34 protein-coding genes and 1 pseudogene are annotated in these 25285 nt (G+C 66.0%); 1 reads left to right on the top strand and 34 read right to left on the bottom strand.

What is annotated here, in order from left to right; translation table 11 throughout:
* The 3 genes and pseudogenes from Q4F91_RS05425 to Q4F91_RS05415 form a co-directional block, all read right to left on the bottom strand.
* Positions 1-275 (bottom strand): annotated as a pseudogene (locus Q4F91_RS05425) (hypothetical protein); the annotation flags it as partial.
* Entirely contained in the window at positions 268-666 is a 399-nt protein-coding gene (locus Q4F91_RS05420; RefSeq protein WP_303335353.1) for a hypothetical protein, read from the bottom strand. The gene Q4F91_RS05420 and the pseudogene Q4F91_RS05425, both read right to left, overlap by 8 nt.
* Complete coding sequence (locus Q4F91_RS05415; protein WP_303335350.1) at positions 663-1427, bottom strand: DUF4376 domain-containing protein; 765 nt, start codon at positions 1425-1427, stop codon at positions 663-665. Before Q4F91_RS05415 ends, Q4F91_RS05420 begins: the two co-directional genes overlap by 4 nt.
* Here Q4F91_RS05415 and Q4F91_RS05410 point away from each other — a divergent pair.
* Positions 1426-2604, top strand: coding sequence for an integrase arm-type DNA-binding domain-containing protein (locus tag Q4F91_RS05410; protein WP_303335346.1), 1179 nt, complete (start codon positions 1426-1428; stop codon positions 2602-2604). The genes Q4F91_RS05415 and Q4F91_RS05410 overlap by 2 nt on opposite strands.
* A 282-nt stretch (positions 2605-2886) precedes the next feature.
* On the opposite strand, the gene Q4F91_RS05405 is transcribed toward Q4F91_RS05410, so the two are convergent.
* The 31 genes from Q4F91_RS05405 to Q4F91_RS05255 all read right to left on the bottom strand — a co-directional run bounded on the left by Q4F91_RS05405 (position 2887) and on the right by Q4F91_RS05255 (position 25001).
* A complete protein-coding gene (locus Q4F91_RS05405; protein WP_303335343.1) occupies positions 2887-4029 on the bottom strand; it encodes a phage tail protein in 1143 nt (380 codons plus the stop codon).
* 9 nt (positions 4030-4038) lie between these two features.
* Positions 4039-4611 (bottom strand): putative phage tail protein, encoded by a 573-nt coding sequence (locus tag Q4F91_RS05400; RefSeq protein ID WP_303335341.1) that lies wholly within the window; start codon positions 4609-4611, stop codon positions 4039-4041.
* A gap of 3 nt (positions 4612-4614) precedes the next feature.
* Positions 4615-5646, bottom strand: coding sequence for a baseplate J/gp47 family protein (locus tag Q4F91_RS05395; RefSeq protein ID WP_303335337.1), 1032 nt, complete (start codon positions 5644-5646; stop codon positions 4615-4617).
* Positions 5643-6065, bottom strand: coding sequence for a phage GP46 family protein (locus Q4F91_RS05390; RefSeq protein ID WP_303335335.1), 423 nt, complete (start codon positions 6063-6065; stop codon positions 5643-5645). The genes Q4F91_RS05395 and Q4F91_RS05390 overlap by 4 nt, the downstream gene beginning before the upstream one ends.
* A gap of 9 nt (positions 6066-6074) precedes the next feature.
* A complete protein-coding gene (locus Q4F91_RS05385) occupies positions 6075-6764 on the bottom strand; it encodes a phage baseplate assembly protein V (protein ID WP_303335333.1) in 690 nt (229 codons plus the stop codon).
* The gene (locus Q4F91_RS05380) at positions 6764-7903 is read right to left on the bottom strand and encodes a phage baseplate assembly protein (protein WP_303335331.1); all 1140 of its coding nucleotides are present in this window, start codon (positions 7901-7903) and stop codon (positions 6764-6766) included. The genes Q4F91_RS05385 and Q4F91_RS05380 overlap by 1 nt, the downstream gene beginning before the upstream one ends.
* Before the next feature lie 23 nt (positions 7904-7926).
* A complete protein-coding gene (locus Q4F91_RS05375; RefSeq protein WP_303335327.1) occupies positions 7927-9222 on the bottom strand; it encodes a DNA circularization protein in 1296 nt (431 codons plus the stop codon).
* Between the two features lie 2 nt (positions 9223-9224).
* Positions 9225-11126 carry a hypothetical protein gene (locus tag Q4F91_RS05370; RefSeq protein ID WP_303335324.1) on the bottom strand — a complete coding sequence of 634 codons (1902 nt, stop codon included), beginning with the start codon at positions 11124-11126 and terminating at the stop codon, positions 9225-9227.
* 123 nt (positions 11127-11249) lie between these two features.
* On the bottom strand, positions 11250-11555 hold the full coding sequence (locus tag Q4F91_RS05365) for a phage tail assembly protein (protein WP_303335322.1): 306 nt from the start codon (positions 11553-11555) through the stop codon (positions 11250-11252).
* On the bottom strand, positions 11552-11914 hold the full coding sequence (locus Q4F91_RS05360; RefSeq protein ID WP_303335319.1) for a phage tail tube protein: 363 nt from the start codon (positions 11912-11914) through the stop codon (positions 11552-11554). Before Q4F91_RS05360 ends, Q4F91_RS05365 begins: the two co-directional genes overlap by 4 nt.
* Before the next feature lie 13 nt (positions 11915-11927).
* Positions 11928-13415, bottom strand: a complete 1488-nt coding sequence (locus Q4F91_RS05355) for a phage tail sheath subtilisin-like domain-containing protein (protein ID WP_303335317.1) — start codon at positions 13413-13415, stop codon at positions 11928-11930.
* Positions 13412-14029 carry a hypothetical protein gene (locus Q4F91_RS05350; protein WP_303335314.1) on the bottom strand — a complete coding sequence of 206 codons (618 nt, stop codon included), beginning with the start codon at positions 14027-14029 and terminating at the stop codon, positions 13412-13414. The genes Q4F91_RS05355 and Q4F91_RS05350 overlap by 4 nt, the downstream gene beginning before the upstream one ends.
* A gap of 10 nt (positions 14030-14039) precedes the next feature.
* Positions 14040-14345, bottom strand: a complete 306-nt coding sequence (locus Q4F91_RS05345; RefSeq protein WP_303335311.1) for a hypothetical protein — start codon at positions 14343-14345, stop codon at positions 14040-14042.
* Between the two features lie 115 nt (positions 14346-14460).
* Positions 14461-14835 (bottom strand): phage head closure protein, encoded by a 375-nt coding sequence (locus tag Q4F91_RS05340; protein ID WP_303335309.1) that lies wholly within the window; start codon positions 14833-14835, stop codon positions 14461-14463.
* Between the two features lie 3 nt (positions 14836-14838).
* Positions 14839-15174 (bottom strand): head-tail connector protein, encoded by a 336-nt coding sequence (locus Q4F91_RS05335; RefSeq protein WP_303335306.1) that lies wholly within the window; start codon positions 15172-15174, stop codon positions 14839-14841.
* Positions 15175-15185: 11 nt separating this feature from the next.
* A complete protein-coding gene (locus Q4F91_RS05330; protein ID WP_303335303.1) occupies positions 15186-16373 on the bottom strand; it encodes a phage major capsid protein in 1188 nt (395 codons plus the stop codon).
* A gap of 8 nt (positions 16374-16381) precedes the next feature.
* Complete coding sequence (locus Q4F91_RS05325) at positions 16382-17059, bottom strand: HK97 family phage prohead protease (protein ID WP_303335299.1); 678 nt, start codon at positions 17057-17059, stop codon at positions 16382-16384.
* 7 nt (positions 17060-17066) lie between these two features.
* The gene (locus tag Q4F91_RS05320) at positions 17067-18323 is read right to left on the bottom strand and encodes a phage portal protein (RefSeq protein WP_303335297.1); all 1257 of its coding nucleotides are present in this window, start codon (positions 18321-18323) and stop codon (positions 17067-17069) included.
* Between the two features lie 4 nt (positions 18324-18327).
* Entirely contained in the window at positions 18328-20010 is a 1683-nt protein-coding gene (locus Q4F91_RS05315; RefSeq protein ID WP_303335294.1) for a terminase large subunit, read from the bottom strand.
* 10 nt (positions 20011-20020) lie between these two features.
* Positions 20021-20500 carry a phage terminase small subunit P27 family gene (locus tag Q4F91_RS05310; RefSeq protein ID WP_303335291.1) on the bottom strand — a complete coding sequence of 160 codons (480 nt, stop codon included), beginning with the start codon at positions 20498-20500 and terminating at the stop codon, positions 20021-20023.
* Positions 20501-20608: 108 nt separating this feature from the next.
* The gene (locus Q4F91_RS05305; RefSeq protein WP_303335289.1) at positions 20609-21010 is read right to left on the bottom strand and encodes an HNH endonuclease; all 402 of its coding nucleotides are present in this window, start codon (positions 21008-21010) and stop codon (positions 20609-20611) included.
* A gap of 158 nt (positions 21011-21168) precedes the next feature.
* Positions 21169-21537 (bottom strand): hypothetical protein, encoded by a 369-nt coding sequence (locus tag Q4F91_RS05300; RefSeq protein WP_303335287.1) that lies wholly within the window; start codon positions 21535-21537, stop codon positions 21169-21171.
* Positions 21527-21985 (bottom strand): RusA family crossover junction endodeoxyribonuclease, encoded by a 459-nt coding sequence (locus Q4F91_RS05295; RefSeq protein WP_303335284.1) that lies wholly within the window; start codon positions 21983-21985, stop codon positions 21527-21529. The genes Q4F91_RS05300 and Q4F91_RS05295 overlap by 11 nt, the downstream gene beginning before the upstream one ends.
* Positions 21982-22269, bottom strand: coding sequence for a hypothetical protein (locus Q4F91_RS05290; protein WP_303335282.1), 288 nt, complete (start codon positions 22267-22269; stop codon positions 21982-21984). Before Q4F91_RS05290 ends, Q4F91_RS05295 begins: the two co-directional genes overlap by 4 nt.
* Complete coding sequence (locus tag Q4F91_RS05285; protein WP_303335280.1) at positions 22266-22661, bottom strand: hypothetical protein; 396 nt, start codon at positions 22659-22661, stop codon at positions 22266-22268. The genes Q4F91_RS05290 and Q4F91_RS05285 overlap by 4 nt, the downstream gene beginning before the upstream one ends.
* Positions 22658-22795, bottom strand: a complete 138-nt coding sequence (locus Q4F91_RS05280; protein ID WP_303335278.1) for a hypothetical protein — start codon at positions 22793-22795, stop codon at positions 22658-22660. Before Q4F91_RS05280 ends, Q4F91_RS05285 begins: the two co-directional genes overlap by 4 nt.
* Positions 22792-22995, bottom strand: coding sequence for a hypothetical protein (locus Q4F91_RS05275; protein WP_303335276.1), 204 nt, complete (start codon positions 22993-22995; stop codon positions 22792-22794). Before Q4F91_RS05275 ends, Q4F91_RS05280 begins: the two co-directional genes overlap by 4 nt.
* Entirely contained in the window at positions 22992-23435 is a 444-nt protein-coding gene (locus Q4F91_RS05270) for a hypothetical protein (RefSeq protein WP_303335273.1), read from the bottom strand. Before Q4F91_RS05270 ends, Q4F91_RS05275 begins: the two co-directional genes overlap by 4 nt.
* Positions 23432-23917, bottom strand: a complete 486-nt coding sequence (locus tag Q4F91_RS05265; RefSeq protein ID WP_303335270.1) for a hypothetical protein — start codon at positions 23915-23917, stop codon at positions 23432-23434. Before Q4F91_RS05265 ends, Q4F91_RS05270 begins: the two co-directional genes overlap by 4 nt.
* Positions 23917-24750 carry an ATP-binding protein gene (locus Q4F91_RS05260; RefSeq protein ID WP_303335268.1) on the bottom strand — a complete coding sequence of 278 codons (834 nt, stop codon included), beginning with the start codon at positions 24748-24750 and terminating at the stop codon, positions 23917-23919. Before Q4F91_RS05260 ends, Q4F91_RS05265 begins: the two co-directional genes overlap by 1 nt.
* Positions 24747-25001, bottom strand: coding sequence for a hypothetical protein (locus Q4F91_RS05255; protein ID WP_303335265.1), 255 nt, complete (start codon positions 24999-25001; stop codon positions 24747-24749). Before Q4F91_RS05255 ends, Q4F91_RS05260 begins: the two co-directional genes overlap by 4 nt.
* Between the last annotated feature and the right edge of the window lie 284 nt (positions 25002-25285).

Here is a 25285-nt window from a genome sequence, read left to right as displayed (position 1 = left end):
GTGCCTGCGGCCGTCTGAGCAGTGACCGCCCCGGCCTCGGCCGTCTCGGCCTTCGACTGCGCGTCCTGCGCGGCAGTCTTTGCGGTCTTGGCGTTGTTGGCCGCGGTTTCGGCGTCAGCCTTGAATTGCTTCGTCTCGTCGTAGAGCAGCTGAAGCTCTGCGGTGATGCCGCCCGGCTCGCCTTGTTCACCCCTCTCGCCCTGGATGCCCTGACGGCCGCGCAGGTAGACCGTGGTGATGACGAGGCGCATCGTCGTCTTGATGATTTCAGTCATGCGTCACCTCCGGAGCGACGAAAATGAAGCCCTCGAGCACCGGAACAACCTCGCCGCCCGAGCCCGTGATCTCGAGGTCGTAGACGAGCTGTCTCGGCGGGTAAGCTGCCGTCGCCGCTGCGGTGAAGGACATCCAAACCACGCCGGTCGACGGGTCGTCATCGAAGAAAATTCGCCCGTTGTCGGTGGAGAGCTCGTCGACGGCGTCCGCGGAAGCGAAGTCCGTCCGGACGTGCATCCTCGCGCTGCAGCCGGCCAGGTTGAGCGGCTCGGGCGTCTGGTCCTCTGCGGCCGGATCCGGCAGGCAGCAGACCTTGAAGCCGACTTCAGCGTCCGAACCCTGCTTGACGATCAGGTCGAAGCGCTGCGGATCGTGGAGATCGATGTTCATTCAGTCTCCTCCTCGGCGGCCGTGAAGTCCCGCTCGGCGAAGACGATCTCGATCGCTTCGAGGGCGGCGGCGTCCGCGGCCGCATCGATGGCGGCGCCGAGCTCCCATTTGTGATCAAGGGCCGCGCGGCGCGCCTCGGCGATCTCGAGCTGCATCGTCTGCGCATTGGCAAGCGTCACCGTCTGGAGCGCGTTGTCGGCGTCGCGGAAGGTGTCGGTCGTCCCCTCGGCGGCGGCCGTCAGGCGCAGCACCAGCTCGTCGACGTTGGCCTTCGCGTCGCTGTCGGCATCAATGCGCCAGCCGAGCGAGCTCACGGCCGTCGCGTCGCTGTCGTACCAGGTCGAGAAAGCGCGCGAGAGTTCGGCCTTTTTCTCGCTTCGCAGCTCGTCGACGGTCTTTTCCGGAATCGCCTCGACGGTGAGTGCGAGCGTGGTCGCGTCCTGCACCAGGCGGTGCGTGCTCGAGCCATCGGTGAAGGCGCGGAAGAGCGCCCTCAGCTTCTGCACGCGCGCCGTGCGCGAGGCGTGCGGCAGCGTGATGCCGACGCACTCCGCGGCCGAGGTGGGGATGGCCTCGGCCGTCCAGCCGTTGCTCTCCTCGTCGTACTTGTAGAAGTGCAGACCGTCCTGCTCGGGCGGATCTGCATTCACGGCACTCGCGGCCAGCTGCAGTTTTCCGTCGCTGCCCGTCATGCAGGCAACCACTCCGTCGTAGTAGCCGTCCGCGTCCAACCGGGGCAGCTCTTTGATCGAGGAACTCATGAAAGACTCCATCACGTCAAGAAAGATCGCGGCATTGCGGCCGCGCGAAAAACGCTGGACCGTCGCCATCGGCCACGGTCTCACCCTGCGGATCCATCCGTCAGGGGCGAAAAGCTGGAGCCTCCGCATCTCGCACGGAGGCAGGGTCACAGACCTGCACCTCGGGCGATGGCCGGAGGTGAGTCTCATGCAGGCCCGTCAGATGGCCCGCAGGGAAAGGAAGGCGCTCGGACAGGAACCGCCCCGCGGCTACACGCTCGAGGACGTCTTCCGCCTCTGGGTCGGCCTGAAGAAAGGCCGGATCGTCAGCTACCAGGACGAGCGAGCCCGGCTCGAGCGGTACCTGATCAAACCTCTCGGGCGTCGCCAGCTCGACGAGATCACGGCGCCCCTCGTCATCGCAACCGTCCGGCCGCTCGACGTCGCCGGCCACAGCGCCACCCTCAAGCGGGTCCTGATGAGAGCGCGCGAGCTGCTCGACATCGGCGTCGCCGCGGGCTACATCGAACACAATCCGATCGCCCGGGTGAGCAGGGTCTTCGCGGCGCCGATCGTCACGCCGATGCCTGCAGTCCACTGGAGCGAGCTGCCGAAGGTCATGCAGGTCATGGCCGAGGCCCCGGCGCGCATCCGCGTGCTCTTCCTCATCTCGGCGCTCACCCTGCTGCGCCCGAAGGAAGTCGCCGCTCTCCGGAAGGAGTGGATCGAGGGCGACGTCCTCTCGGTGCCGCACACGGAGATGAAGAAACGGCGCCCGCACAGAGTGCCGCTCTCACCCTTCGCGCTCGGCGTCTTCGCGGCCGCGCAAAAGATCTCCGAGCACCCGCGCGCCGCGCACGTCTTCCCTGGCAGGCGGACCGGCAGCCACATCTCGAGCCAGGCGCTCGCCAAGTACATGCACTCGACCTCGCTCGCCGGCAAGCTTGTGCCGCACGGCCTGCGCTCGGTCGGATCATCGTGGATGGCCGATCACGGCATCGTGCTCGAGGTCGGCGAAAGCTGTCTGTCGCACGTCGTCGGCTCGCAGGTGATGAGGGCGTACATGCGCTCGGACTACTTCGAGGCCCGGCGCGCCGCGATGCTCGCCTGGAGCGACTACGCCGAGGTCCGTGCCCGTGAAGCCGGGCTCCTCGACGGCATCCTTGAGCCTGACGCGGTTCTCGCCAAGGCCGCCTGAGTTTAGCCGTGGGGCTAGGCACCGGCGCTGCAGGCCCTGCGGCGAGCCTCTTTTTGGGTGTCGGAGTGGCACCGAACATCACGGGTTCGTTTAGGGCAACGCTTGAATGGTCGGGCGGAACCGCCGCTTCTGGGGCGTTCACTCGAACCGCCGTTTCCGGGAATGGCGCAGGCGGAGACGCGGCGAACGCCGGCGAGTACGGCTTCTATGCGTCAAATTCCAACGGGATCTATGGCGGTTCGTCAACGGTTCAGCCCCTCGCACTGAAGCTGCTTGCCCTCATCAAAACTTGATGAGCGGGAGGAGTTTCAAGGCTGGCGGCTGAACCGTTGACGAATTGCCGTAGACACTGCTGCTTCGCGAAGCGTCAAGGTAGGCGTGAAAGGTGCCCCAATTCCCGTTGTCGGCCTCGCAACCGCTCTCCGCGCGGTAAAAAGCCCCGCTCGTGCTCACGAAGTCATCCGCCGCGCCGCCCGTGTAGCCCGTGATGTTCGGTAAGCCCGCCGACACGTACGTGCCGACAGAGCTCGTGCTCGTCGTACCCTCGGGGAAGCGGTCCGCGAGGTTCGGCAGGCCGAAGGTCGTCGAGCCGTTGCCCGAGCCGTACTTCGTGCCGATGGCAGCGAAGAGCGCGGCGTAGGTCGTGCGACTGACGGTCGCGCCGTTGGCGATGAGGTAGCCGTCCGGAACGCTCGTGCCGGCATAGAAGGAGATCGTGCCCGGCGGGATGCTCGGCTGCGCGGCGAAGTACTTCGCCACCAGGTACGGCGTCATCAGGACGTCCGTCGCAGTGCCGGCGATGGCCTGCGCCTCGGTCGCGATCGAGTCCTCGCTCATCTTCGCGAAGGTGATCGTCGCATCGGCGATCTGCGCCGCCGTGATCGTGAGGTCAGCAATCTTCGCGGCCGTCACCGCCTTCGGGTAGATCTTGCCCGTGGTGACGGCGTCGGAGGCGAGCTTGTTTACGGTCACGGAGTTCGCTGCGAGCTGCGTCGACGTGATCGTGGCGTCAGCGATCTTCGTGCTGGTGATTGTCTTGCTTGTCAGCTTCGAGCCCGTGATCGTCGCATCGGCGATCTTGTCACCCGTGACCGCCTTCGCTGCGAGCTTGGCCGTGGTCACGGTCAGGTCGACGAGCGTCGCGCCCTTGAGGGTGCCGTCATTCGTCCAGTCGAAGCTCTGCAGAGCAGTGAACCACTCGATGGCTGTCGGCGGGTTGGCCGGGTCTCTGCCGGAAAGCGCGATGAGACCGACGCGCATCTGATCGATCAGGAAGTACCACCCGGCGCCGGGCACCGTAGCATCGATCGCCTTGAGAGAATCGCCGGCCGTCGGATGTCCGTTCGAGACGAGCTCGGCGAGGTCAGGCGCCGAGGCCGAGGCGCCGGACTTGAAGTAGCCGGGCGTCAGAGCGTAGGAAGGCATGTCTGTTCCTTAAGAGGTTTCATCCGCCTCATAGCGGAAGATCGTTTTGACGTGGGCCGGGGCGAAGGTTTTGAAGATGCACTCAAGAATCTCCTGTCCCCAGATCGCGAGCGGCTGCGTGACGTCCCATGTCACGTCGAGCTCGCGGTAGTCGCCGCCCGCGTGTATGTCGAAATAAACCGTGACGATCGTCGCCAGCTCGCCCGTGGTCGTCGTGGTGATGTCGACCGTGTAGCCGAGCCAGGCGGCGAGTTCTTTGAAGAAGCCCGCCGAGAGTCCCGTGTTGTTGACGATCTTGGTCAGGAGCTCCTGACGCTTCTGCTCGGTCGTTGGCTCGAGGATGGCCGTGATGCACTCCGACGGCACTCCCCAGTCGGAGAACCACGTCTCAAGCATCTCGGTCGAGGTGCGCGCATCGTTCTCGTCGAGCACGCGCTCAAGACGGCCGTCAATGCGGGCCGCCTCGCGCGAGAGCGCATAGAGCGTCGCATCGAGGAGCCCGCCTTCCCTCGGCTTCCAGATCGGCCCGCGCGGCAGCAGGTGCTCGGTCAGGTGTCTGTAGTCGCTTTCGGTGTGAGCCATGGCTTAGACCCAAGTGATCGTGCCTGGCACGTAGATCTCGCCCGTGTCGCAGGCAAGGTCGTCGCTCGGCACGCTGATGCGGTAGGAAGTGATCTCGCTGACGCCCGCCACCGCACGGTCGAGCGCCGTGAGCATGAAGGTCTCGCCCGGCTCGGCCTCGGAGACGATCGCCGTCTGTATGGCCGCCTCGACCTTGGCCTTCACCGCCTCGGTCTCGGGGATGATCATGATCGAGCAGTCGAGCGCGAGCGGCGTCGGCGCCTCAACGTGCAGCACCGCGGCGATCGGCATCTCAGCCGTGATCGCCTCCTCGACGCGGGTGACCATCGTGTCCGTGGGGATGCCGTTGTCCGTCAGGTCATCCGTCATGAAGCGGACGGTCACATGCCCCGTCTGCGGTTCGCGCGGATAGCACCACGCGCGGGTGACGCCCGTGACGTCTTTCGCCCAGGCGACGTAGTCCGCGGCCGTGCCGCCTCGCGGAGGCGACTTCTGACGCTCGAGCAGGCGCTCGCGCAGGCTCTCGTCGTCCTCGGCGTCGGCACCTCCGGAGAGCTCGCCGGCCGTCGCCGTGGAGTCGATGCCCGTGACCGGCGAGACGAGCGTGAGCGTCAGGCCCGCGTCGGCGTTCCCGCTCTCGCCGGCCGCGACAGCTTCGATCGGCGCCGTCATGGCCGTCTCGTCGCTGTCAGCCGTGGTGACGTAGACCACCGACTCAGAGCTCTGCAGCTGCGTGCCGCTCGGCACCGTGCCGGAGCCCGTGAAGGTCACCGTGCCCTCGGCCTTGGTCGCGGAGTTGCGGGTGATTCCGTACTCACTGGCCCTGCGCTCAAGGTAGGCGCCCTCGGCCGTGCTGCTGAAGCACTGCTTGAGGACGAAGACGATGTAGCCGTGAAGGCTGTGCGAGACGCCCGCGATCACGCGCGCGAGGATCGCCGCGAGGCTCCAGCGCATGACCTTCTTGCCGAGGCGGCTCTCGATGTCGCTCTGCACCCGGGTGATGATCTCACTCAGGGTAGGTCTTTCAAAACTCATGTCAGATCACTCCAAACGTCCTGGAAACGCGCGCTCAAGGCCTGCGTATCGTCGGGCTTGTAGAGGGTCACCGAGAGGTCAAGCCGCTCGGTCTCACCGCGTTCGGCCATCACCTCGACGGATCCGACGATCGCGTCATCGATCAGCCACTGCAGCGCCTCCTCGGCGTAGGCCTCGGCCTTCCGGAGGGCGCTCTCAGTGAGCTTCTCGCGCTGCAGCAGCCAGAGGCGCGAGCCGATGCGATCGCCCTCGACCTGCGCGTAGCTGTCGCCCCACCATCCCATGCGGCCCGGCGCGGCGACGCCGTCGTCGTCCGCACTTTTCCGCCATGAGAAGAGGCTGATGAGCACGGCCTGCGCGAGCTCGTTGTCCTCGAAGTCCGAGAGATCGGCGACTTCCCCGTTGAGCAGAAGCTCCATGGTTTCTCCTTACTGCGGCTGGCCCGTGGTGGAGTCGCCGCCCTGCACGCCATCATGAACGTGCGTCATGAGCGAGATGCCGCTCGCGGTGACGTCGCCGTCGACGACGGTGAGCGTGCCGGTGACGGTCGCCGCGGAGCCGCCGGAGCCGCCCGTGATGGTCATGCCGCCCTTGCCGGCGATGAGGCCTTCCACGGTGAGCGTGCCGGTGACCGTGGTGGCCTTGGCATCGATCGCCACGGTCGGCGAAGTGATCGTCGCCGACTCGGAGGCCGTCACACTGACGCTGCCAGTCACGTTGACCGTGGCGCCCGCGCCGACGGTCGCTGTCAGGCTCTCGCCGATGGTGGCTGTCAGCTTCTTCGGCGTGACGACCTCAATGCCGTCGCGTGCGAGCTTGATGTACTGGCCCTGATCGTCGTAGATCTCCACCTCGCCCGGCTCGAGGCCCTTGGGTCGGTATCTGCGGTCGACGACGCTGAAGACCCAGCCGTGCGAGCGGTCGCCGGCCGGGAAGATCACGAAGGCCTCGGGCTTGCCGTCGTCCTTCGGCTCGGCGGTCCACCCGTAGGGCTCGATGTGCTCGAGGTGGTCGCGCACCTCGTCGTAGAGAAGGCGCACCTGCAGCACTCGGAGCTTCTTCGCGCCGTCCGCGGCCGAAACGGTACCGCGCGCGGCGATGTCATCCAGTCTGCCCATCACTTCACTCCGGCCCACGTCGACGAGCTCGTCGACGACGTGGAGGTTGTCTGCTCGGAAAGGAGGGCGTCAGGCGGCACCACCTCGAGCTGTGTCGTCATGCCCTGCGCGGAGAGCGAGAGCGAGACCTTGGTGATCACCATCCATCGGTCGAGGCCAAGGACGGCGTCCTTGACGTAGACCTGCAGGTTCGGCCGCCAGAGCTTGCCGCTCGACTGCCGCCACCCCTGCACGGTGTAGCTCGCTCTCTGGAAGTTGCCGGCGCGATAGCGGCACTCGAAGTCCGCGCGGCCCGCGCAGCCGGCGAAGCTCGATTCGCCCTCGTCCTTGAGGACCTTGAGGCGGAAGCGTGCGACGCCGCTGTCATCGGCCGAGCCCTGAAGCTCTGCGGCCGAAGCGCCGAAGACGTCGTCCGTGCCCGCACACTGTCCGAGCACCACGTAGCGCGAGTAGCGCTTCGAGGCGTCGAACTGCGCACTGCCGCGCAGGATGTTCTGCCCGAGGATGAGCGCGTCATCCGCCTCGCCCGCGGCCCCTGGCTGCGCGAGCACGAGGTTGCCGCGCTCGTCATCCGTGGCCATCAGGTTCGTCTTCTCGATCAGGCGCTCAATGCTCGCCGCGACAGTCTCGCCCGGGTTGACGGTGTGGTCGGTCGCCGAGCCGCTGTCACCCTGCACGGTGACCGCGATGCCGTAGGGCTGCGCGAGCGCCATGATGATGTCCGCGGCTGCCATGCCCTTCCACGAGGTCTGCGGCGTCGACGTCGCCGACGTGGTCGCCGTGGAAGTCTTGCCCTTGACGTCGGCCCACTGCGTGCCCGTCGAGCCCGCGGCCGCGAAGGCAGCGCTCACCGGACAGCAATCGACCAGGTCGACCGTGCGGCTTTTCCCCTGCAGCTGGAGCCTGATCGAGTTGGCGTCGTAGCTGGCGGGCGTCGAGGTGATCCACCCGGTGCAGACCAGATCGTCATCGATGTAGACCTGCGCGAGCCCGCCCGACTGAAAGTCTCGGAAGCTCAGGTCGCCGGGAAGGGAATAGGTCACCTCGAGGGCGAAGGCCCGGGCCATCTGTTCGATGCCGGCGTCAATCCTCACCGACTTCCACCCGTCGTACACCCGTCCGGCGTAGTGAACCCGCACCAAATTCTTGCTCTTTTCGCTCATCACTCACTCGAAACTCGAATCGGGTCGGCAGGCACGAAGCCTTCATGTTTGACACCGTTCCTCATGGCGATCTCGCGGTCCCGGCTCGCGTCGTCATGCCAGTCGTAGGCAAGGACGAGCGCAGGCATGACATCCGTCGGCGTCACGGTGACGAGCCGCGAGGCGGTGTCCGCCCGGGCGGTGATCGCCTCGAAGATCGCGACGCGGGCCTCGTCGAGGAGCTGGTAGACCTCGTCGTCGGTCTCTATGAGCATCTCGGCGTTGAGCGCGTCGAGGAGATCCTCGCGGAGCTCGATGAGCTCGTCGTAGCTCTGGGCGACGACGGTCTCTTCTCCGGAGGAGGTCTCCTCGTCGACGAAGGTCACCACCGCGCCCGGCGACGTCGAGTCGACCGACGTTCCGACGAGCGCCGAGACGCCCGCCATCTGCGCGATGAGGAGGCGTCGCGTCACGGTCTCGAGCGCGGCTCGGTTCGTCATCGTCTGGCGAGAGACGGCCGAGAGGGTTGTCCCTTCAGCCTCGGCCGCGGCGAGCTTCTTCGTTCCGGAAGAGAGTTCGTCCTTGCCGAGCAGGTTCGTGATCTGCTTTCCGACGCGGCTCCACGCCGTGACCGTCGTCGCCCAGAACGAAAGCCCCAGAGCGCCGGCGAGACGCTGCGCGAAGACCGACGGTCCGCCCGTGATGATCGCGAGACCCTCGCTCGCGAGCTCGGCCACCTCGGTCGCGAAGTCGAAGACCTGCGCGAGGTCGGAGGCCGCGACGATGCCGAGCACCTCGGCGAGGTCGCCCTCCATGGCCGCATCGATGTAGTCCGAGACGGCCGTGAGGTCGACGGACTCAATGAAGGCCGAGATCGCACTCTGCTGAAGCTCGTCGGCGATCTCGAGAGCGGCCGCCTCCGAATCGTCCGAGGAGTTCAGGAAGACGAGCTCGCCCGCCTCGACCGCCTCGAGCGTGACCGTTGCCCGGCCGAGCGCCTGATCGAAGTGCAGGACGCTGACGGCAGTGAGGGTCGCCTGCATCTCGCCGAGCTGCGGATGCACGAGCGTGCCCGCGCCCGGCTTCTCGATCGCGGCGAGGAGCGCGTTCGCCTGGGCGATGTAGTCCGTGCCGACGACGAAGGCCTGAAAGGTCAGGCGCCGCGTCGCGCGGCCGAGGTCCTCGACGTACGGCTTCTCGCGCTGCGGGTACTCATGCACCTGCGTGCGACGGCCGACTCGCATGTCGGACGTCTCGACGTAGAAGGGCACGCCCCTGAAGCTCGCGTCGAGCAACTGATCAGAAAGCACGCTCATCGTCAGTATCCGTAGTAACCCTCAGACCGGCCGGACTGGCCGACTGAGCCATAAATTGAGAGGCCGTCAGTCGCATCGATGTCGGTGATGGCTGCCGCCGCGCCGCCGGTCGCGGTCACGGAGATGGTCATCGTGCCTGCCACCTGCTGCGTCTGCACAGGGCCGAGCTCGACGCGCGGCAGCGTGGCCGACGGCATCTGCGTCGACGGGGCTGAAGAAGTCGACGTCGTCGGCGTCGTGGCCGACGGCATCTGCGTCGACGGGGCTGAAGAAGTCGACGTCGTCGGCGTCGTGGCCGTCGTCGCCGGAGACTTGAGCCAGTCCTCCGGCAGGAACTTCTTTACCCAGTCAGGGATCAGGCTTGAGAAGTCAATCCCCCGGAAGACGGCCTTGAAGTTGTCGCCGATGACCTTGAGGGTGCCGTCCCAGCCGAGATCCATCATCTTCTGGAGCCCGGTCCATGCCTGGCCGATGAAGCCGGTTGCGTCAGAGCAGGACTTCTTGAGGCCTTCCCAGGCGTTGGAGGCAAAGGCGGTCGCACCGTCGACGGCGCTCTGAATGTCGTTGCCCGCCTCGTCCCACTTCCTGCTGACCCATGAGGCGGCGCTCGCGCCCATGGCCTTGGCGCCTTCCCACTTCTCGTCCATCCAGTCGGCGGCGGCGCCGACGACGTCCGAGATCTCGTCCCAGTACGTGATGACGAGCGCGGCACCGGCGGCGACAGCCGCGATAGCGAGACCCACCGGCCCCATGCCAGCGGTCATCGCGACGCCGACGGTCTTCGCGGCCGTGGCGAGCGCGCCGAAGCTCTGCACCATGGTGACGACCGAACTGCCGAGCGTGACCAGGCTCATCAGCGTCTTGCCGGCGGCGATCGCACCGAGGCCATAGAGGACGGTGTTGAAGCCGCCGATGGCATTGAAGGCGCGGATGCCCCAGTCGGCCGCGGTGATGAGCCCGGAGACGAGTCCCTCGAAGTCGACCTGCGCGAGTGCTTCGCCGAGGCTTTCGGCCGCCTGAGAGACCTTGTCCGGGATGGCGTCCTTGTTGGCCACCGCCATGTCGCGGAAGCGGTCGGTGATGCTGATCACCTGCGGAACGAGAGCGGCGCCGATGCGGTCGCCTAGCGAGCCGACGACCATCCGGAAGTCCGTGAGCGAGGTCGTCAGATCGGCCGCGCCCTTGACGGCGTCGTCGCTCATGACCACGCCGAGCTCGTGCGCCCGGGCGGCCATGGCATCGAGACCTGCCGAGCCGCCCGTGAGCGCCGGCAGAAGCCTGCGGCCGCTGTCGCCCATGGTGGCCAGAGCCATCTTCACGCGGAGCGACGGGTCCTCGTTCCTCTGGATGGCGTCAGCCAGCTCGCGGAAGACGTCCGTGACCGGGCGGAGATTGCCTGCCTCGTCGCGAAGATCAATGCCGAGCTTCTGCAGGAGCGTGAAGGCGTCCGAGGACGTGTCCACGCCCTGCGAGATCTCGGCCATGTGCTCGCCCAAGTCCTTGAGGGCGTCCTCGAGGTCCTCCGGAGCGGCACCGGCCGAGCGCGCGGCGTAGGAGAGCTCCTGAAAAGCCGCGGTGCCGATGCCGAGGCGCTGCGCCGACTTGTCAATGGCGTCGCCGGTCTGGGCGTAGCCCGTGACCATCTGCTGCAGGCTGAAGCCCGCGGCCGCGACTGCGGCCGTGAGCGGCGCGCCGACGGTCATCGCGAAGTCAGCCGCGGCGTCACCGGCGTTCCTCACGGAGCGCTGGAAGAGCCGCGCCTGCTTCTGCATGGCCGAGAAGTCCGTGCTCTCGATCGTCTGCCGGAGCCCGTCCCACTTCGCCGAGAGATGCTCCATCACCTGGGAGCCGGCGTCGCGGACCGAGAAGACCGCAGTCAGGCGGAAATCCTTACCTTGAGCCATCTGTCAGTTCCTTTGAAAGTCGATTCCAGTGATGGATCCAGAGCGAGAGCCTCGACAGCGGCAGCGCGAGGACCTCGCTCGGGGAAACTCGCCAGACGTGGGCGAGCTTGAAGCACTCATGAGTCAGATCGTCGAGCGAGCGACTCCCAACTGGTTGAAAAAACCCATGATCAGCATGCAAATGCCGTAGAAGTCACTCGGAGCCAGCTTCCTGATGACCGACGGCGGAAGTCCGCACAGCCTCGAGGCGTACTGCACGCAGAGCGACGGGTCCGGCCTCGGAAACTCGTCTCCGCTCACCTTCACCGCGTAGGGAAAGCCCAGGGCAATGATGAGGTCGGTGGTCAGCTCCTTGAAGGTGAGCTCGACGAGCACTTCGTCGCCGTACTGGACGGGCTCGGTCAGCTTGAAGATGATCGGCTCGGTCATGCGAAAGCCCCCTTCTTGCCCTCGAAGCGCAGCGTGACGGTGCTGTTGTCCTGCGGACTCCACTCGGGCGGATCGCCGGCGAGGTAGGCGTCGGAGAGCGTGTAGTTGAGGCCGTTCGCACACTCGGCCGTGACAGTCATGGCCGTGCCATTGACGAGCGTCTCGAGCGGGAAGTCCGCATTGACGACGAAGGTGCCGCTGATGTACGGCGCCACCTCGGTCTCGCTGTAGCCGACGGGCTTCCCGTTGGCGATGATCGTCTCACGGCTCGCCGTGCCGAGCGGCAGGGCGAGAGAGCCCTGCAGCAGCAGCATCTCGCCGTCGACCTTGACGTAGCAGGTGCCTGCAAGCTTGTCCATTTTGAGTCACTCCTTAGTACTGAAGCCTGAACTGGTTCAGGACCGCGAAGATCCTGAGCTGGTTCACCAGATCGGGCGGGAAGAGGACGTCCAACCTGTTCGGGTTGTCCGAGTTGCGCTCGACGATGAGGTTCTTGGCGAAGAGGTCCGAGTTCTCGACGTGGCCCGCTTCCTCGAGCTCGGCGTAGCACGCGACGAGCTCGCCGCGGATGACCGAAGGCGTGACGATCGCCTGCCCGGCGCCGTAGGCCGTGCCGTCGTCCGCAAGCTTGTGGCGCGCGTACTTCGACGTGATGCGGCTCTTGAGCTGGCGGATGATGTAGGCGAGCTGATGCATCGTCTCGGAGTCGAGGTACGAGGCGTCGGCGTCGCCCAGACTGTTCGTCTGGTACGTGGTGATGGCGCGCTCGATCATGACGACCGAGGCCGAGGACGTCGTCAGCGTCGCGATGCCGTTCTGAAGCAAGGTGTTGCGGGTCGTCAGGTCGAAGCGCTCGTCGCTCGACGCCGCGAGGACGTCGGTGAGCTCGCCCGTCTGCGTCGGACGCGACGGATCCGCCTCGGTGAAGACGGCCGTGCGTCCGACAGCCGCGGCAAGCACCACGTCGAGCGTCGCCGGCAGGCCGGGCTCGAGGCCGAACACGGTCACGTGCTGGCTGTTGCGCGTGTTGCCGAAGGTCTTGAGCGTGTCCGCCTCGCCGCGCTTCGCGGTGTAGACGTGACCGTAGAGCATGCTGTACGGGCTCCAGCGGCCGGTCGAGTCGTCGAGCACGAGCTCGAGCGCGTCGAGCGTCGCGGCATCGGACCACGGACAGGCGATGAAGTCGTACCTTTCATCTTTCATGACGCTCGTCGCGTCCTCGATGTCCGGGTCGCCCGCGCCGCCGGCCATGGCCGTGATGGTGAGCGAGATGCCGGAGGGCGTCTCCTCGCCGTTGATCGCGCCGCGAAGGTTGAGCGCGACGGAGATGTCGTTGCCGAGCGTGCCGGGCGTCTTCGCCGTGAGCGTGACGACGTTGCTCTCGCAGGCCGCCGTGACCGGGAAGTCCTTCTCAAGCTCGAGGCTGTCGACGATGGCCTGCGCGACAGCCGCCGCGGCAGTGCCGCTCGCGACGGTCGTCTGCACGCGCTCGCCGCCGATGTAGAGCGAGATCGTGCCGGCCTCGGTCGTCGTACCGGCGACCGTGATCGTGGCGGTCGCGGCCGTCGCCGTGTCGGGTGCGGCGATAGGGAGGCACATGAGCGTGGCCACCGTCGCCTGGTTGCGGAAGGCCTCGACCATGCGGGCGAGGACCGAGCCGCGGCCGAAAAGTTTCTTGGCCTGCGCGGCCGTCGAGACCAGCACGGGCTTGCCGACGGTCGCCGTGCCGCTGTCGAGCATCTGGCCGATCAGCAGGGACTGATAGGCATCGCTCGACGCGTAGGCCGCGGAGTTGTCCACCTCGGCATAAAAAAGCGGCACTCGGATGCCGCTCGGAATCGTATTGAAGGAGATGCTCATGGCTGCTCCAGTTGGACGGTGACGTCGAGCTCATCGGCCGCGGCGTCGGTTGAAGAAGAGGTTTCGGGCTTGGAGATCGTTACGTCGACGCCCTCGAGGTCGGGCAGCCCGTCCTGGATGACCTTGAGGTAGGTGTCCTCCTCGCCGAGGTCGACGTCGAAGGAGAAATCCGACTGCCAGATCAGGCGCGCCGCGTCGAGGTGAATGAGCTCACCGCCTTCGTAGGCGATCGGGCCGGCGGTGTAGGCCATGCACTTTCGGCCGAAGCGGTTGGTCACCTCGTGCTCGCCCTGCCGCCAGCCGAGAAGCGCCTTGAAGATCTCGCGCTCGAGGGCGTGCATGACCTCGTGCGGAACGAGGCCTGCGGCGTCCTCGGGCGCGACGGCGGAGTTGTCGACGATCGTGATGACCGCGAAGGTGCAGGTGACCGTCTGCAGGTAACTGCCGTCGGTCGTCTGTTCTCCGGCCGTCTGCGATGCCGGCACCACGTAGGCCGCAGGCAGAATCGGACACTGCTCGTCGGCGATAGAGCCCCACTCCGCGGCGCCCGCGACGCGGTTGCCGAAGCTCGGGCACCGCTCGCGCAGTGCCGTGATGATGGGCGTCAATTCCATATATAAATAATTACTTAATTGCCTTGTCGAGCGCCGCGGTGATGACGGTCTGGAAGGTCTGCTGATACCGCTGCGCGGCGACGGGAATGAAGTTCGCACGAGGTTCCGCCACCTTCACGCCGGAGCGCTTGCGGTGCTGACGAGCCTCGCGGGCGGTCTCGGAGTTCGGGCCGCGGTGGCCGTAGACAACGAAGGCCGGGTAGTAGACCTCGCCCATCTGGCTGGTCTTGGTCGGGTAGACCGAGACCGAGTATCCGGAGCGCGAGACCTTCGAGCGGATCGAGCGCTGCATGACGCCCGTCTGCTTGCCAGGCATGCCGCCCGGCTCGGAGACGCCTTTTCGCCCGATCAGCTTTCGGGCCTGCTTGCGGACCTCTTGGCCGACTTTCCGGAGAGGCTGCCGAAACGCCTTCCGGTCGTAGTCGACGCGCTTAAAACCTCGGTCCACGCGGACTGCGCACAGCATTTGCTTCCTCCACGTCCATGACAGTGAAGCGCCGGTCGCCGCCGACGTCCGCGACGCGCTTGATGCGGTAGCGGACGCCGTCGATCTCGAGCTCGGTGACGTGCTGAAGATCCTGCGGCCGGGTGCGGTTCGGATAGCGCCTGACGTAGACGCGGTGCGTCACGCCGCCGGCGATCTGATCGGTGCCGTAATACAGCATCGAGCCGGTCACCTCGAGCTTTCCCCAGACGATGTCCCGGTCGACGGTGACTGCGGTGTTGCTGCCCCGGTCATTCGGAAGGTGCTGCTTGTGCAGGATGGCCACCCGGCGGTCGAGCATGCCGATGTCAGGTAGTTCCATGCGTCAGCTCCACGTCTTGAAGGGCGAGAGCAGGGCGTCCGCGAACGGGATGGTCGAGAGAGCCTCGTCCATCTTGGTCTCGCGGTTCTCGTAGGCCTGGGCGACGTGCAGCAGGATCCAGTGGCGGATCGCCGCCGGCACTGCCGCGGGCTTGTCGCCGTAGCCTTCCTGCCCTTCGCGGGTGATGAGAGCGCGTCCGAGGATGTGCTCGGCGCGCTGCGTGATGGCGAGCGCGTACAGCTCGAGGAGACTGTTCTCCTCCGTCGTATCAAGGCGGAGGTGTTCCTTGATCTCCTCGAGCGTCACGGCCGCTTTCGCTGTTGAGACGTCAACGGCCATGCGTCACCTCGTCAGGCCGTCGGCAGGACGAAGTCGCCGCCGCAGAGAGCGCTCGGCTTCTCGATGCCGAAGCCCATGCGGCGCTCGGCGCGAACCGTGACCAGGTTGCGGATCACGTTGTCCTGGTCCTGCTCGAAGAGCTCGACGGTCATGCCCTGGCGGGTGTAGAGCATGCCGGCCGAGTAGAAGTCGCCGACGAGGAACTTGCTCTCGGGGACCGCCTCGGTCGTCCACACCGGCAGGCCCCAGACACGGGGATCGGCCGGAGTGACCGGGCCGCCAAGGATGTAGCGGCCGTCAGCGTCCTTGAGCATGCAGAGCGTCTCCCAATCCTGCGGATTGAGGAGGATGCAGTTCGGACGGTTGTAGGCGCGCGTGATCTTCGTCTTCGCACGGAGAATCAGGTCGAACAGGTTCGCGCCGGTGCCGCCGAGGTCGGCGAGCGCCGTGACGCCGTGCGGCGTGTAGTTGCCGTCGGAGAGCATGCCGGAGAGGTGGCCGGAGGTGCCGTCGCCGGTCATGAGCTCGTTCTCGACATTGAGGTCGACGCCGTAGACCAGACGCAGGTTGATGTAGGCCGCGAGCGCCGGGGTGTCGTCAAGAAGCTGCTTCGTGATGCGCGTGGTGTTCGCGACCGTCTGAATCGTGCCCTGCAGGAGCTTGAAGCCCGTCGAGGACGTCGGCTTGGTGCCGCCCTCGGCGACGATCGCGGCGTTCTCGACGTACTGGCTCTCGTCTTCCTGAAGGACCTCGAAGGAGTTCGAGGAGATCGCGACGGACGGGAGCAGGCCCTCAATCGTGAATGGGCGGAACGTGCCCGGGAGGACGCCCGGGCGACGGTAGGCCTGCACGATGCCGCCGGTCGGCGTGGTGATCGGGTCGGCCGCCTCGGCCTTCTCACGCTTCACCTCGTCCACGAAGGTCTTGGTGGCGCGGGTCTGGCCGGCGCGCATCGCCTTGTAGGAATCACCCTCGACGATCATGTCGCCGACGGACTTGACCGCGGGCGCCTGACCGGGCATGGCGAGGCTCTTCTGCTGGACGTCGAGAAGCTGACGGCCGAGCTTGAGCTGCTCTTCGCCGAGCTCCTTGAGCTTCTTCTCGACCTGCTCCTGACCGGCCTCCTTGTCCTTGGAGACCTCGTCAATCTTCTTCTCAAGGCTGCCAACGCTCTTGAGGATGTCGTCAATAGTTGCCATTTTTAACCTCAGATGAGTTTCTCGAGGCGCTGAAGGCGCTCGAGGATTTGCTTCTGTGCCTGCTCATCCGCCTCAGACTCCCTCTGAGTGCCAAAGACTTGCCTGGCCTTCGCCACCAGCGCGGTGGCCACGGACTTCGAGAGGCCTGCTTCCCGCAGGAGCTGCTCGAGGTCGCGTACTGTCTGCACGCCGTCCACGTCCTCACTTCGGACCGTGGTGACGCGCGCCTTGCCGTCCGCCGGGAAGCAGCAGACGGAAATTTCGGTGAGGCGGCCGACGTCATGGATCTCCAGACCGGAGCCGTCCTCTTTTTCGGTGTAGGTGCCGCCTCGCATCCAGAGGCCCACGGAGAGGCCGTCGACCGTGCCGTGCTTGAGCGCGGCGTAGACCGCGTCGGCCTGCGGGTTGCCCTCGGTGAGTTCGCCCTCGACGTAGAGGCCGATCGAGTCCTCGCGGCAGACCGTCCACTTGCCGATGGGGATGGCGTACTCGTGCCCGAAGAACATCTTCGGCATGCCGTACTTGGCGAGGCTGTTCTCGTAGGCGCCCTTGCGGATCGTGTCGCCGTAGGCGTCCACGCCGTCAAAGACGCTCGCGTAGCCCGAGAAGACGCGGCGCTCGGAGTCGACCTTCAGCCGGCACTCTGCGAGCGAGACGTCCTTTGTCTTTCTGAGTTCGTCAGTCATTTCGTTCTCACTGTTTGGTAGGCGGCTGAGTGGTTTCCGCCGGGGTCGCCGCCGTGCTTGCCGGCTGTGTCGCCGTCTGGCCGAGCTTCTCGATCGGTGTCAGGTTCGTCTGCGCGGTGAGCGCGTCGCCGCCCTCGACAGGCGGCAGACCTTCCTGGCGCCTCGCCTCGTTGCGGCTCATGAGGCCGTTCTGCACGTTGGTCGCGTAGTAGCTCGCGAGCGTCGCCGGATCCGCGCGCAGAAGCTCGCGGGTGTCGAACTTGAGCCGCATCTCGCTGTCCGTGACCGGCACGAGCCCCTTCTCGAGCGCCTGCTCGAAGCTCGTGGTGAGCGGCAGGATCGCGAACTTGTAGAAGCCCTGGACGATCTGCGCGATGCCGCTGCCCCACGTGGTGGCGCCGTCGGCCTGCACAAGCACCGCCGGCACGCCGAACCAGCGGCAGATCTCCTCGACCGTGAACTTGCGCGTCTCGAGGAGCTGCGCGTCCGCGGGCGAAAGCGAGATCTGCTGGTACTGCAGGCCGCGGTCGACCACGAGCAGGCCTGCGGTGTCCGAGGTCATGCTGTTCTGGAAGCGGCTCTTCAGCGCGGCGAACTGCTCGGCGCTGAGTGCCTCGTCGGTGCGCAGGACGCCGGAAGGCTTCGAGCCCTTGCCGTACATCAGGTTCGCGTTGTTCTGCGTCTTGATGGCCTCGTTGGTCGTCGTCTGCATGAACTCGAGCGCACTCAGACCGATCCAGCCGTTGCCGATGCCCTTCCAGTGGATGACGTCCTCGGCGCGGTAGAGCGCGTACTCGCCGTCCTGAAAGTAGCGGTAGGTCAGGCGGCCGTCGGAGAAGATCACCTCCATCTGATCGGAGGAGAGCGGCACGAGCGCGATCGGCTCGCCGGCGCTGTCGCGGTCAATGCGCGCATAGGCGTTGCCGCGGAGCATGCGGTTGAGCACCATCGTCATGATGAAGGCGCTCGGCGTCATCCATGCGTTGGGCGAGCGCCGCAGCAGGTGCCACAGGCGCGAGTCGCGGGCGAGCGTCAGGCCGCCTTCGTCGTCCTCGCGGCAGGCGTTGAGCGGCAGGGTGCTCAGGGTGTTGGCGATGATCGAGACGCACGCCCACACGGTCGAGATCTGCAGCGCCTTGTCCGCGGGTACGTTCTGCGTCTGGTCGATCACGGGCCCGACAGGGAGCCCGGTCTGCTGACCGGTCGCAGTGCCGAGCGGGCCGCCCCACGAGGCAACCCAGTTAATCAGTCTTTTCAGAAACATGGGTTCACCATGAGAGGAAGGTCGCCGGCTGCGCGAGCGCCTCGAGGTCGCCGAACTTGTCCTCTTCGGCGTTCAGCACGGAGCGCATCGCCATGATCAGAGCCACGGCGCCGTCGATCTTGAAGTTACCGTCTTCCTTGCGCGGGTAGACGTTGTCATTTGCGTCCACCTTGGCCGTGACGTTGCCCATCATCCAGTCGAGCACCGGCTGGCCCGGGTGGCGGATCCGCCCGTCGAGCACCATCGCCTCGACGTTCTTCATGGGCTCGGAGATGTTGGCCGTCGACATGCGGCAGTCAATCATCGGCGCACCATCGTTCGAGAGGCTCTGCACCATCTGCGCGGCCTGCCACGGGTCGTAGACGATCGCGTCGACGTCGAAGCGCGAGAGATCCTCGCGGAGCTCCTCCTCGACGAGATTGAGGTCGGTCATTGCGCCGTCGGTGACGTGCATCTGTCCGCTCTCGGCCCAGCCGCGGTACTGACTCACGGGCGAGACCTCGACGGCACGCTCGGGCAGGTAGAAGGCCGGGAAGACCGCGTACCTCTCCTCGCCGTCGGCGTCCTCGAAGGGGAAGACGTAGACCTTGGCCGTGATGTCGCTCTTCGCGCCGAGGTCGAGGCCGATCACGCAGCGCCGGCCCTCGAAGTCGTCAAGGGAGAGCTGGCGATCCTCGCAGTTCTTCCACGCCACCATGTCGAGCCAGGCTGACCGGGCGGTACACCAGACGTCCAGGTGCTTCGTCTTGAAGTTCGGCGCCGAGGACGGCACGGTCAGAGCCTTGTCGAGCGAGTCCGTGAGGTAGCCTTCCTCGACGGAGATGCCCCAGTTCGGGTTGGCCTTCCTGAGGGCGTCGAGGCTCTTCCAGTCGTCGTCCTCGTCAATGGTGTAGATGATCGCGAACTGCGCTTCGGCCTTCGCTTCGCCGGTGAGCACCTTGGTCGCGATCGTGCGCACCTCGTAGCAGATGCCTGCGGTCTCGAAGCCCGCGGTCGTGATGCACCAGAGGAGCGAGTTCTTGCGCTTGCCGAGCGAGGTCTCGACCACGTCGTAGACCGCGCGGGTTTTGTGGGCGTGCAGCTCGTCGATCACGCCGAGGTGGGTGTTCAGGCCGTCCAGCGTCGAGCCGTCGGCGGACTTCGGCCGAAAGGTCGAGTTGGTCTCCTGCACGTAGAGTGCGTTGGCCATCACCTCGAGCCCGAAGCGCTTCCGGAGCGTGGCATTCTGTTCGGCCATCACCTTGGCGTCGCCGAAGACGATCTTCGCCTGGTCGCGGGTCGTCGCGAAGCTGTAGACCTCCGCGCCGAGCTCGCCGTCGGCCGTGAGGCAGTAGAGCGCGACGCCGCTTGAAATCGCCGACTTGCCGTTGCCCCTGGGCACCTCGATGTAGACCCTGCGGAACCTGCGGCCGCCGTCGGTGCGGCGGGTCCACCCGAAGACGGTTGTCAGGATGAACACCTGCCACGGCTCAAGCCGGATCTTCTGACCGGCGAGCTCACCCTTGGTGTGCGTCAGCAGTTCGATGAACTGACACACGCGCGAGGCCTTCGCCTTGTCCCAGACGTAGAGGCCTGACTTCGCCCATCGCTTCAGGTCGTCCTTCTGTCGCTGGCACGCGAGCTTGACCCACTTGCATGCCGGCTGCTTCCCGGAGAGCACGCGCTCGATGTACCGGTTGGCGATCAAAGGGAAGTTCCTAGACGAAGCTGCCGAAGCCATCCTCCTCTTTCTCCTCGCCGTCCTCAGTGACGGCCATCCTCACCCTGACGCGCGAGGCGGGTGTGAATCCAAGCTCACGCTCACAGGCGGCGAGCACTTTCTGTATGCCGATCAGGCTCGTCAGGTTCGGGTTGACCACGACGCGCGCGTTGCCGTCGGCCCTGAGCACGTCCTGCGTCACGCCCTCCTCGTCGACGGCTCGGGCGAGCTGTCTGTAGAGGGCGTAGTTGCGAGACCATCGCTCGAGCACGCTGAAGTCGGTCGCGACGAGCAGACCGCGCGGCGCATGACGCACCGCAACCGCCCAGGCCTCGGCGGCATCGGGCGGAAGGCCCTGCGGAGCCTCTTCTGTGAGCTCCTGCGCGGTCGAGGTGGCGAGTTTTTCAAAGGATCTGCACGGCTGGAAGGTGCCCTGCGCCTTCTTCAGAGCGTCGGATTTTCGGGGTCGTCCGGCCATTTTTTAAATTCTCATTTCGCATGCGCGCGTGAAAAGGTAGGGGCGCGGTCTAGACCGCCTTCTGATTGCACTTTCAAGTCCCCCTACCCCTCGGGCGCGCTCGCGCACTCACTTGGTGCGGTTGCCGAAGCCGCCGTCCTCGCGCGCGGTCTTCCTTGAATGGCACTCATGGCAGAGCGCCTGCAGGTTGTCCCTGTCCCAGAGGAGGGCCTGGTCTCCGCGGTGCGGGATGATGTGGTCCACGTCCGTCGCTGGCGTCAGGCGGCCGGCCTCCTTGCAGATCTCGCAAAGAGGATGCTCTCGAAGGAAAGCAGCTCGGAGACGCTGCCAGTGCGAGCCATAGCCGCGGGCTGTCGAGGACCCGCGCTTGCGCTGACGGAGCTTCCAGCGGGCTCGCTCACGCTCCCTTTCCTTCTGAGCTCCGGCCGCCTGATGCCTCTCGCAGTACTTCTCGCCGTAGGGCACTGTGTTGGAACAGCCCGGATAGCGGCAGAACGAGAGAAGCGGCATGGCTCGCAGACCTCCAAAAACAAAAACCCCACAGGTCTTTCCTGCAGGGTTTTCGCTCCTTCCGGGCGTGACAATGCCGCGCTCGCGCAGCAACACACCTTTCCGGCAATCAAATTTGATGTGCGCACTATAGCACCTTTCCGGAACGTGTTGCAAGCTCACCACTGCTCGATGCGTCTGCGCAAAAACTTTTTCGCTTGCTCGAGCAGGCGGTCGACCTCGCCGTCGCGGATCTTGAAGCCGCGGGTCCTGCGGATGAGCCCGAGCATGGAGCCCACGTTGCCGGCGCTCGAGTAGTAGACCGCGATCAGCGCCTTGGCGCGCTTCGCCTCCCACGTGTCATCGGGCATGATCTGCCACAGGTGGTTCACCCGCTCGGCGGCGCGGACGTCGACGACGACCTCCCCGCTCTCGCCGCCGTCGCTCTCCATGACCTTCGCGAGGGATGACTGCCCGGGCCGCCCGAAGGAGGAGCGGCACCAGCGCCCCCAGTTCACGAGGTACGCCTCAAACTCGTCATCCGTCATGCTTTCCTCCCAGCATCTCAATGACCAGGTCAGCGGTGGCCATGCCGTCAGGCAAGGGCAGGATCTCCACGATGGTCTGCGCCACGGGCCCGTACCGCTTCATGCACACCACACCGACGAGCCGGGCGTCATCGTTGATCACCTCGCCGTTCATGCCGTCGAGGACCGCCTTGGTCAGATTGTCCGCGTCCGGGCGTGAAACGTGCGGGCGGATGCCGTCCATGGCGAGCGTCCGTTGCTTCTTGCTCCACGATGCGGGCGGCTCGAAGACCGACGTGACGATGGCCACGCAAGGCAGGTCGCCGTAGTGCTGGCCTGCGACGCGCGCGGCGAGCCGCACCTGCTCCTCGAAGCGCTTCGTCTTCTCCGGAGTCCTGGCGATGTGGTTGAAGCGCGAGAAGATCGGTCTGCCCTTGGGCACGGGCGTGCCGGGAATGATGAACCTCACTTCGTTTTCCTCCTCTTCTTCGTCTGGATCGGAGCCCAGCGCAGGCACCGATCGAGCGGAATGTGCCCGCCGAGCGAGCGCTCGACCTGCGTGCCGTCGCGCAGGCCACGGAACATGTAGTTGCCGGCGACGAACTGATCGTGCGCCTCGAGCTCGTAGTAGAAGTCGAAGAGCACGAGCTGGCCCTCGGGCGGCCATGTGGTCTCGTCATCCGGGAAGATCGGCCGCCAGTCGAGCGGGAATCCGGCGAGACGCTCCTCGGGGGTGAGCAGTTCGTCCGTCATCGCAGATCCTCCGCGGCCCGGCACGCGAGCATCAGCTTGACGCGGGCGTCCTCAGCCTTCGAGTAGATCGCCTCCCTCCGCTTGTAGGCTTCCTCGCCCGGGCGGTAGAGCCCCATCTCGAAGGCGGCCCAGTTTCGATAGTCGTCGGCGATGTCGACGAGGGCGTTGGCGAGATCTCCAGAGATGACGACGCGCCGCTTCCTGGCGGCAGTGTCAGCCGCGGCCATCAGCGCCTCCCTGGCCTTGTTGAGGTCGTCGCGAAGGTCCTTCACGCAGCGGCCGCGGTTGATCGCGCAGACCACGGCATGCATGGCCACGAGCGCCGCCTCGATGTCGTCAGCGCCCATGGCGAGCGTCTCGGGCACGTCGCCCAGGTGCTTTCGGGTGCTCATCGCTCCCTCTTTCGTTGAAAGTAATTTTTGAGCGCATCCTGGAAGAGCGCCCAGATGTTGGGCCCGCCGAAGAGCGGGCCGAGTGCCATCAGGCCGATCAGAAAGCCGGCGACGTTGACGAGGATCTCGATCATGGGCAAATCCCCCTCAGGTGTTCGCCGAGCATGAAGAGCACAGCCATCGGACCTGTGATCACCGCCAGCGGCAGCAGGATCTCCTCGGGGTTCTCCTTGAGCCTGCCGGCGTTGTCGGTGAGCATGAAGAAACCGGCAAAGATAAGCATCAGGAGGGTGAAGTAGATGGCGGCGTAACAAGCGACCGGACCGATGCTCATGACTCACTCCTGCTGCCTTTAGGCAGCGAAATACCCCTTTCCGCTGCCTTTGAGCAGCGAGGCTCGCCGCTGCCTTGAGGCCTGTTTTTGGGGTCCAAATCAGGCCTGTTGGCAGCGAGGTTGTATGCACACTCGCGCTGGATGCACAGCCGGCGCTCGAAGATCTCGGCGCGCTTCATGCCGACGAACGAGTCCTTCTGCTCGAGCGCGGTGAGCCAGATCTGCAGGTCGGTCCATGCGGCGAGCAGGTTCTCATGGGCGCGCGGCGGGATCACCCTGCGCGGATGATCGAGGCCGTCCGGGCTGTAGATGACGCGGTCCGGCGCGGCAAGCATCGCCGCGGTCGCGAAGGCGTCGGCGCGCAGGCGCACGCCGCGGTAGAGCATGCCAGGCTGCAGTGCGAGCAGAGGGCGCAGGTCTTGGTAGTCAAGGGTTCTCACAGGATGTCCTCCTCGTCATGGGTTTTCCTTGCGGGCTTCTGCGGCGGCCGCGACGGCATGGGCGCGGGCGGCGGCTCGGTCCACTCCGTCCAGCGGGCGGGCGCGTAGCCCTGCCGGCGAAGCTCGAGCCGGGTCTCGTAGTCCTTGTTGAAGCGCTCCTGCACGATGTCCTCGACGGGGTTCGCGACGCCCGTCGTGCGGTACAGGATCTCGGCGCGGCAGAAGGCGTCCCTGCGGGCCTCGAGGCCCTTGCAGAAGGGCACCTTCACCCGGCCACCCGCGTCGGCGTCAATCAGGCAGTCGCGCATGCCGTGGTCGTAGATGACCTCGTCGACGGCCTCGTCCGGGATCTCGTCGATGCCGACTCCCTGGTGAAACTCGACGAGCTCGCGGTGCATCTTCGAGACCGGCAGCAGGAGACGGCGGTGCGCATAGACGAAGCGCATCGTCGCGACCTTGGGGTTCCAGTTGAAGCCTTCCATCAGAACACCTCCTCGGGGTCGAGCTGCGCGACGGAGGTCTCCTCGCGGCGGTCAGGCCATGCACAGATGACCGGGTAGAACGTGCCGCGGAGGCGCGACGCGATGCGCTTGCCGCCCTGCCGCTCGAGCTCATCGTCCGTGAGGTTCGTGCAGATGACGGTCGGCAGTCCCGCACGCTCGCGGGCGTCGACGATCTGCGTGATGCGCTTGCGCTCGGCGTCGGTCCACGTCTGCACGCCGATCTCGTCGATCACGAGGCACGAGACCGAGCAGAGCAGGTCCTTGATGCGGAAGATCGACTCGTCGAGCCTGTCGGGCCAGTTGAAGATGTCAAAGAGGTCTGCGGCCCACAGGTAGAAGCCCGGCATGCCGCGCTCGGCGAGTTCCGCGAGGATCGCGGTGGCCAGATGCGTCTTGCCAGTGCCTGAGGGTCCGGCGAGCAGGACGCCGGTCTGCGGGCGCTCGTCGCGGATGATGCGGGTCATCAGCCTCACGGCGAAGCGGCGGCAGATCGCGACGGCGCGCTTCTGCTCCTCGAGCGGCGTCTCGTAGTTCCCGAAGGTCATGCCGCGCGGCGCGCGGGCGGTCCACGGCAGCGCCTCGAGGGCGGCCCTCTGGATGCGCAGGAAGTGGTCCCTGCGGGTCTCGGCGATCGCGCGCTCCTGCTCGCGGCGCAGCTCGGCCTCCTGCTCGGACGTGAGCACCTGCACAGGCTCGGGCGGCCGCGGCGCGATCACCTTCACCTGCACGGTCTGCGGCTTGAAGGGCAGGCCCTGCGACTTCGCGAGGGCGGCAATCTTGTCGCTGACGTTGCGGTCGGCGGATTCAGTCATTTCGGTTTCTTCCCCCATTTGTCGTAGCCCCAGCCGATGCGGCGGCGGGCCTCGTCCGTGAGTTCGTTGGAGTTGGGCAGGTAGTCGGCGTCGGTCGTGCCCTCGATGTAGGCGCGTCCCTGCCGCATGCGCCTGGTGCTGGCGAAGCGCAGCTCGTCGAGGCACCACCCGTTCCACCCGGCGGGCCAGTCGGCGAGGACGGATCCGTGCGAGAGGTGGTGACTGACAAACTTCGCGAAGATCTGCGGCACGTTGGCCGTGAGCCCTGCGGCCGTGGCGATGGCGACGTACTGCTCGGGCGCAGGGTCTCCGAGCGCGAACGGGCACGGCGTGCCTGCGGGCGGCTCGGCGGTGCGCCTCGCGGGCTTCCTTGAGGAAACGAAAGAGGAGGGAGAAGACGAGCGCGCGGGCGTCGACGGCGGCGGAGTCGGAGGCGGCTCTTCAGCGGTACTCCCTCGCTCCTTTATCTGTTCCCTTGTTTTTTCATTGGTAGATTCATGTCCCTGTTTTGGGACTACCTCCGTCCCTAAATTGG

Source organism: Sutterella sp., from assembly GCF_030539355.1.
In the GTDB taxonomy this organism is placed as follows: domain Bacteria; phylum Pseudomonadota; class Gammaproteobacteria; order Burkholderiales; family Burkholderiaceae_F; genus Sutterella.
This window is presented reverse-complemented; position numbering and strand designations above follow the sequence as displayed.

Coding starts and splice junctions, on each gene's coding strand:
- Q4F91_RS05350 (WP_303335314.1), bottom strand. CDS start 14,029: ATGGAATTGACGCCCATCATCACGGCACTGCGCGAGCGGTGCCCGAGC.
- Q4F91_RS05305 (WP_303335289.1), bottom strand. CDS start 21,010: ATGCCGCTTCTCTCGTTCTGCCGCTATCCGGGCTGTTCCAACACAGTG.
- Q4F91_RS05355 (WP_303335317.1), bottom strand. CDS start 13,415: ATGAGCATCTCCTTCAATACGATTCCGAGCGGCATCCGAGTGCCGCTT.
- Q4F91_RS05275 (WP_303335276.1), bottom strand. CDS start 22,995: ATGAGCATCGGTCCGGTCGCTTGTTACGCCGCCATCTACTTCACCCTC.
- Q4F91_RS05390 (WP_303335335.1), bottom strand. CDS start 6,065: ATGGAGCTTCTGCTCAACGGGGAAGTCGCCGATCTCTCGGACTTCGAG.
- Q4F91_RS05300 (WP_303335287.1), bottom strand. CDS start 21,537: ATGACGGATGACGAGTTTGAGGCGTACCTCGTGAACTGGGGGCGCTGG.
- Q4F91_RS05325 (WP_303335299.1), bottom strand. CDS start 17,059: ATGACTGACGAACTCAGAAAGACAAAGGACGTCTCGCTCGCAGAGTGC.
- Q4F91_RS05365 (WP_303335322.1), bottom strand. CDS start 11,555: ATGACCGAGCCGATCATCTTCAAGCTGACCGAGCCCGTCCAGTACGGC.
- Q4F91_RS05410 (WP_303335346.1), top strand. CDS start 1,426: ATGAAAGACTCCATCACGTCAAGAAAGATCGCGGCATTGCGGCCGCGC.
- Q4F91_RS05340 (WP_303335309.1), bottom strand. CDS start 14,835: ATGGAACTACCTGACATCGGCATGCTCGACCGCCGGGTGGCCATCCTG.
- Q4F91_RS05375 (WP_303335327.1), bottom strand. CDS start 9,222: ATGAGCGTGCTTTCTGATCAGTTGCTCGACGCGAGCTTCAGGGGCGTG.
- Q4F91_RS05400 (WP_303335341.1), bottom strand. CDS start 4,611: ATGGCTCACACCGAAAGCGACTACAGACACCTGACCGAGCACCTGCTG.
- Q4F91_RS05320 (WP_303335297.1), bottom strand. CDS start 18,323: ATGTTTCTGAAAAGACTGATTAACTGGGTTGCCTCGTGGGGCGGCCCG.
- Q4F91_RS05285 (WP_303335280.1), bottom strand. CDS start 22,661: ATGAGCACCCGAAAGCACCTGGGCGACGTGCCCGAGACGCTCGCCATG.
- Q4F91_RS05335 (WP_303335306.1), bottom strand. CDS start 15,174: ATGGCCGTTGACGTCTCAACAGCGAAAGCGGCCGTGACGCTCGAGGAG.
- Q4F91_RS05370 (WP_303335324.1), bottom strand. CDS start 11,126: ATGGCTCAAGGTAAGGATTTCCGCCTGACTGCGGTCTTCTCGGTCCGC.
- Q4F91_RS05330 (WP_303335303.1), bottom strand. CDS start 16,373: ATGGCAACTATTGACGACATCCTCAAGAGCGTTGGCAGCCTTGAGAAG.
- Q4F91_RS05290 (WP_303335282.1), bottom strand. CDS start 22,269: ATGACGGACGAACTGCTCACCCCCGAGGAGCGTCTCGCCGGATTCCCG.
- Q4F91_RS05405 (WP_303335343.1), bottom strand. CDS start 4,029: ATGCCTTCCTACGCTCTGACGCCCGGCTACTTCAAGTCCGGCGCCTCG.
- Q4F91_RS05385 (WP_303335333.1), bottom strand. CDS start 6,764: ATGGGCAGACTGGATGACATCGCCGCGCGCGGTACCGTTTCGGCCGCG.
- Q4F91_RS05265 (WP_303335270.1), bottom strand. CDS start 23,917: ATGGAAGGCTTCAACTGGAACCCCAAGGTCGCGACGATGCGCTTCGTC.
- Q4F91_RS05280 (WP_303335278.1), bottom strand. CDS start 22,795: ATGATCGAGATCCTCGTCAACGTCGCCGGCTTTCTGATCGGCCTGATG.
- Q4F91_RS05395 (WP_303335337.1), bottom strand. CDS start 5,646: ATGAGTTTTGAAAGACCTACCCTGAGTGAGATCATCACCCGGGTGCAG.
- Q4F91_RS05360 (WP_303335319.1), bottom strand. CDS start 11,914: ATGGACAAGCTTGCAGGCACCTGCTACGTCAAGGTCGACGGCGAGATG.
- Q4F91_RS05415 (WP_303335350.1), bottom strand. CDS start 1,427: ATGAGTTCCTCGATCAAAGAGCTGCCCCGGTTGGACGCGGACGGCTAC.
- Q4F91_RS05260 (WP_303335268.1), bottom strand. CDS start 24,750: ATGACTGAATCCGCCGACCGCAACGTCAGCGACAAGATTGCCGCCCTC.
- Q4F91_RS05420 (WP_303335353.1), bottom strand. CDS start 666: ATGAACATCGATCTCCACGATCCGCAGCGCTTCGACCTGATCGTCAAG.
- Q4F91_RS05310 (WP_303335291.1), bottom strand. CDS start 20,500: ATGGCCGGACGACCCCGAAAATCCGACGCTCTGAAGAAGGCGCAGGGC.
- Q4F91_RS05345 (WP_303335311.1), bottom strand. CDS start 14,345: ATGCCTGGCAAGCAGACGGGCGTCATGCAGCGCTCGATCCGCTCGAAG.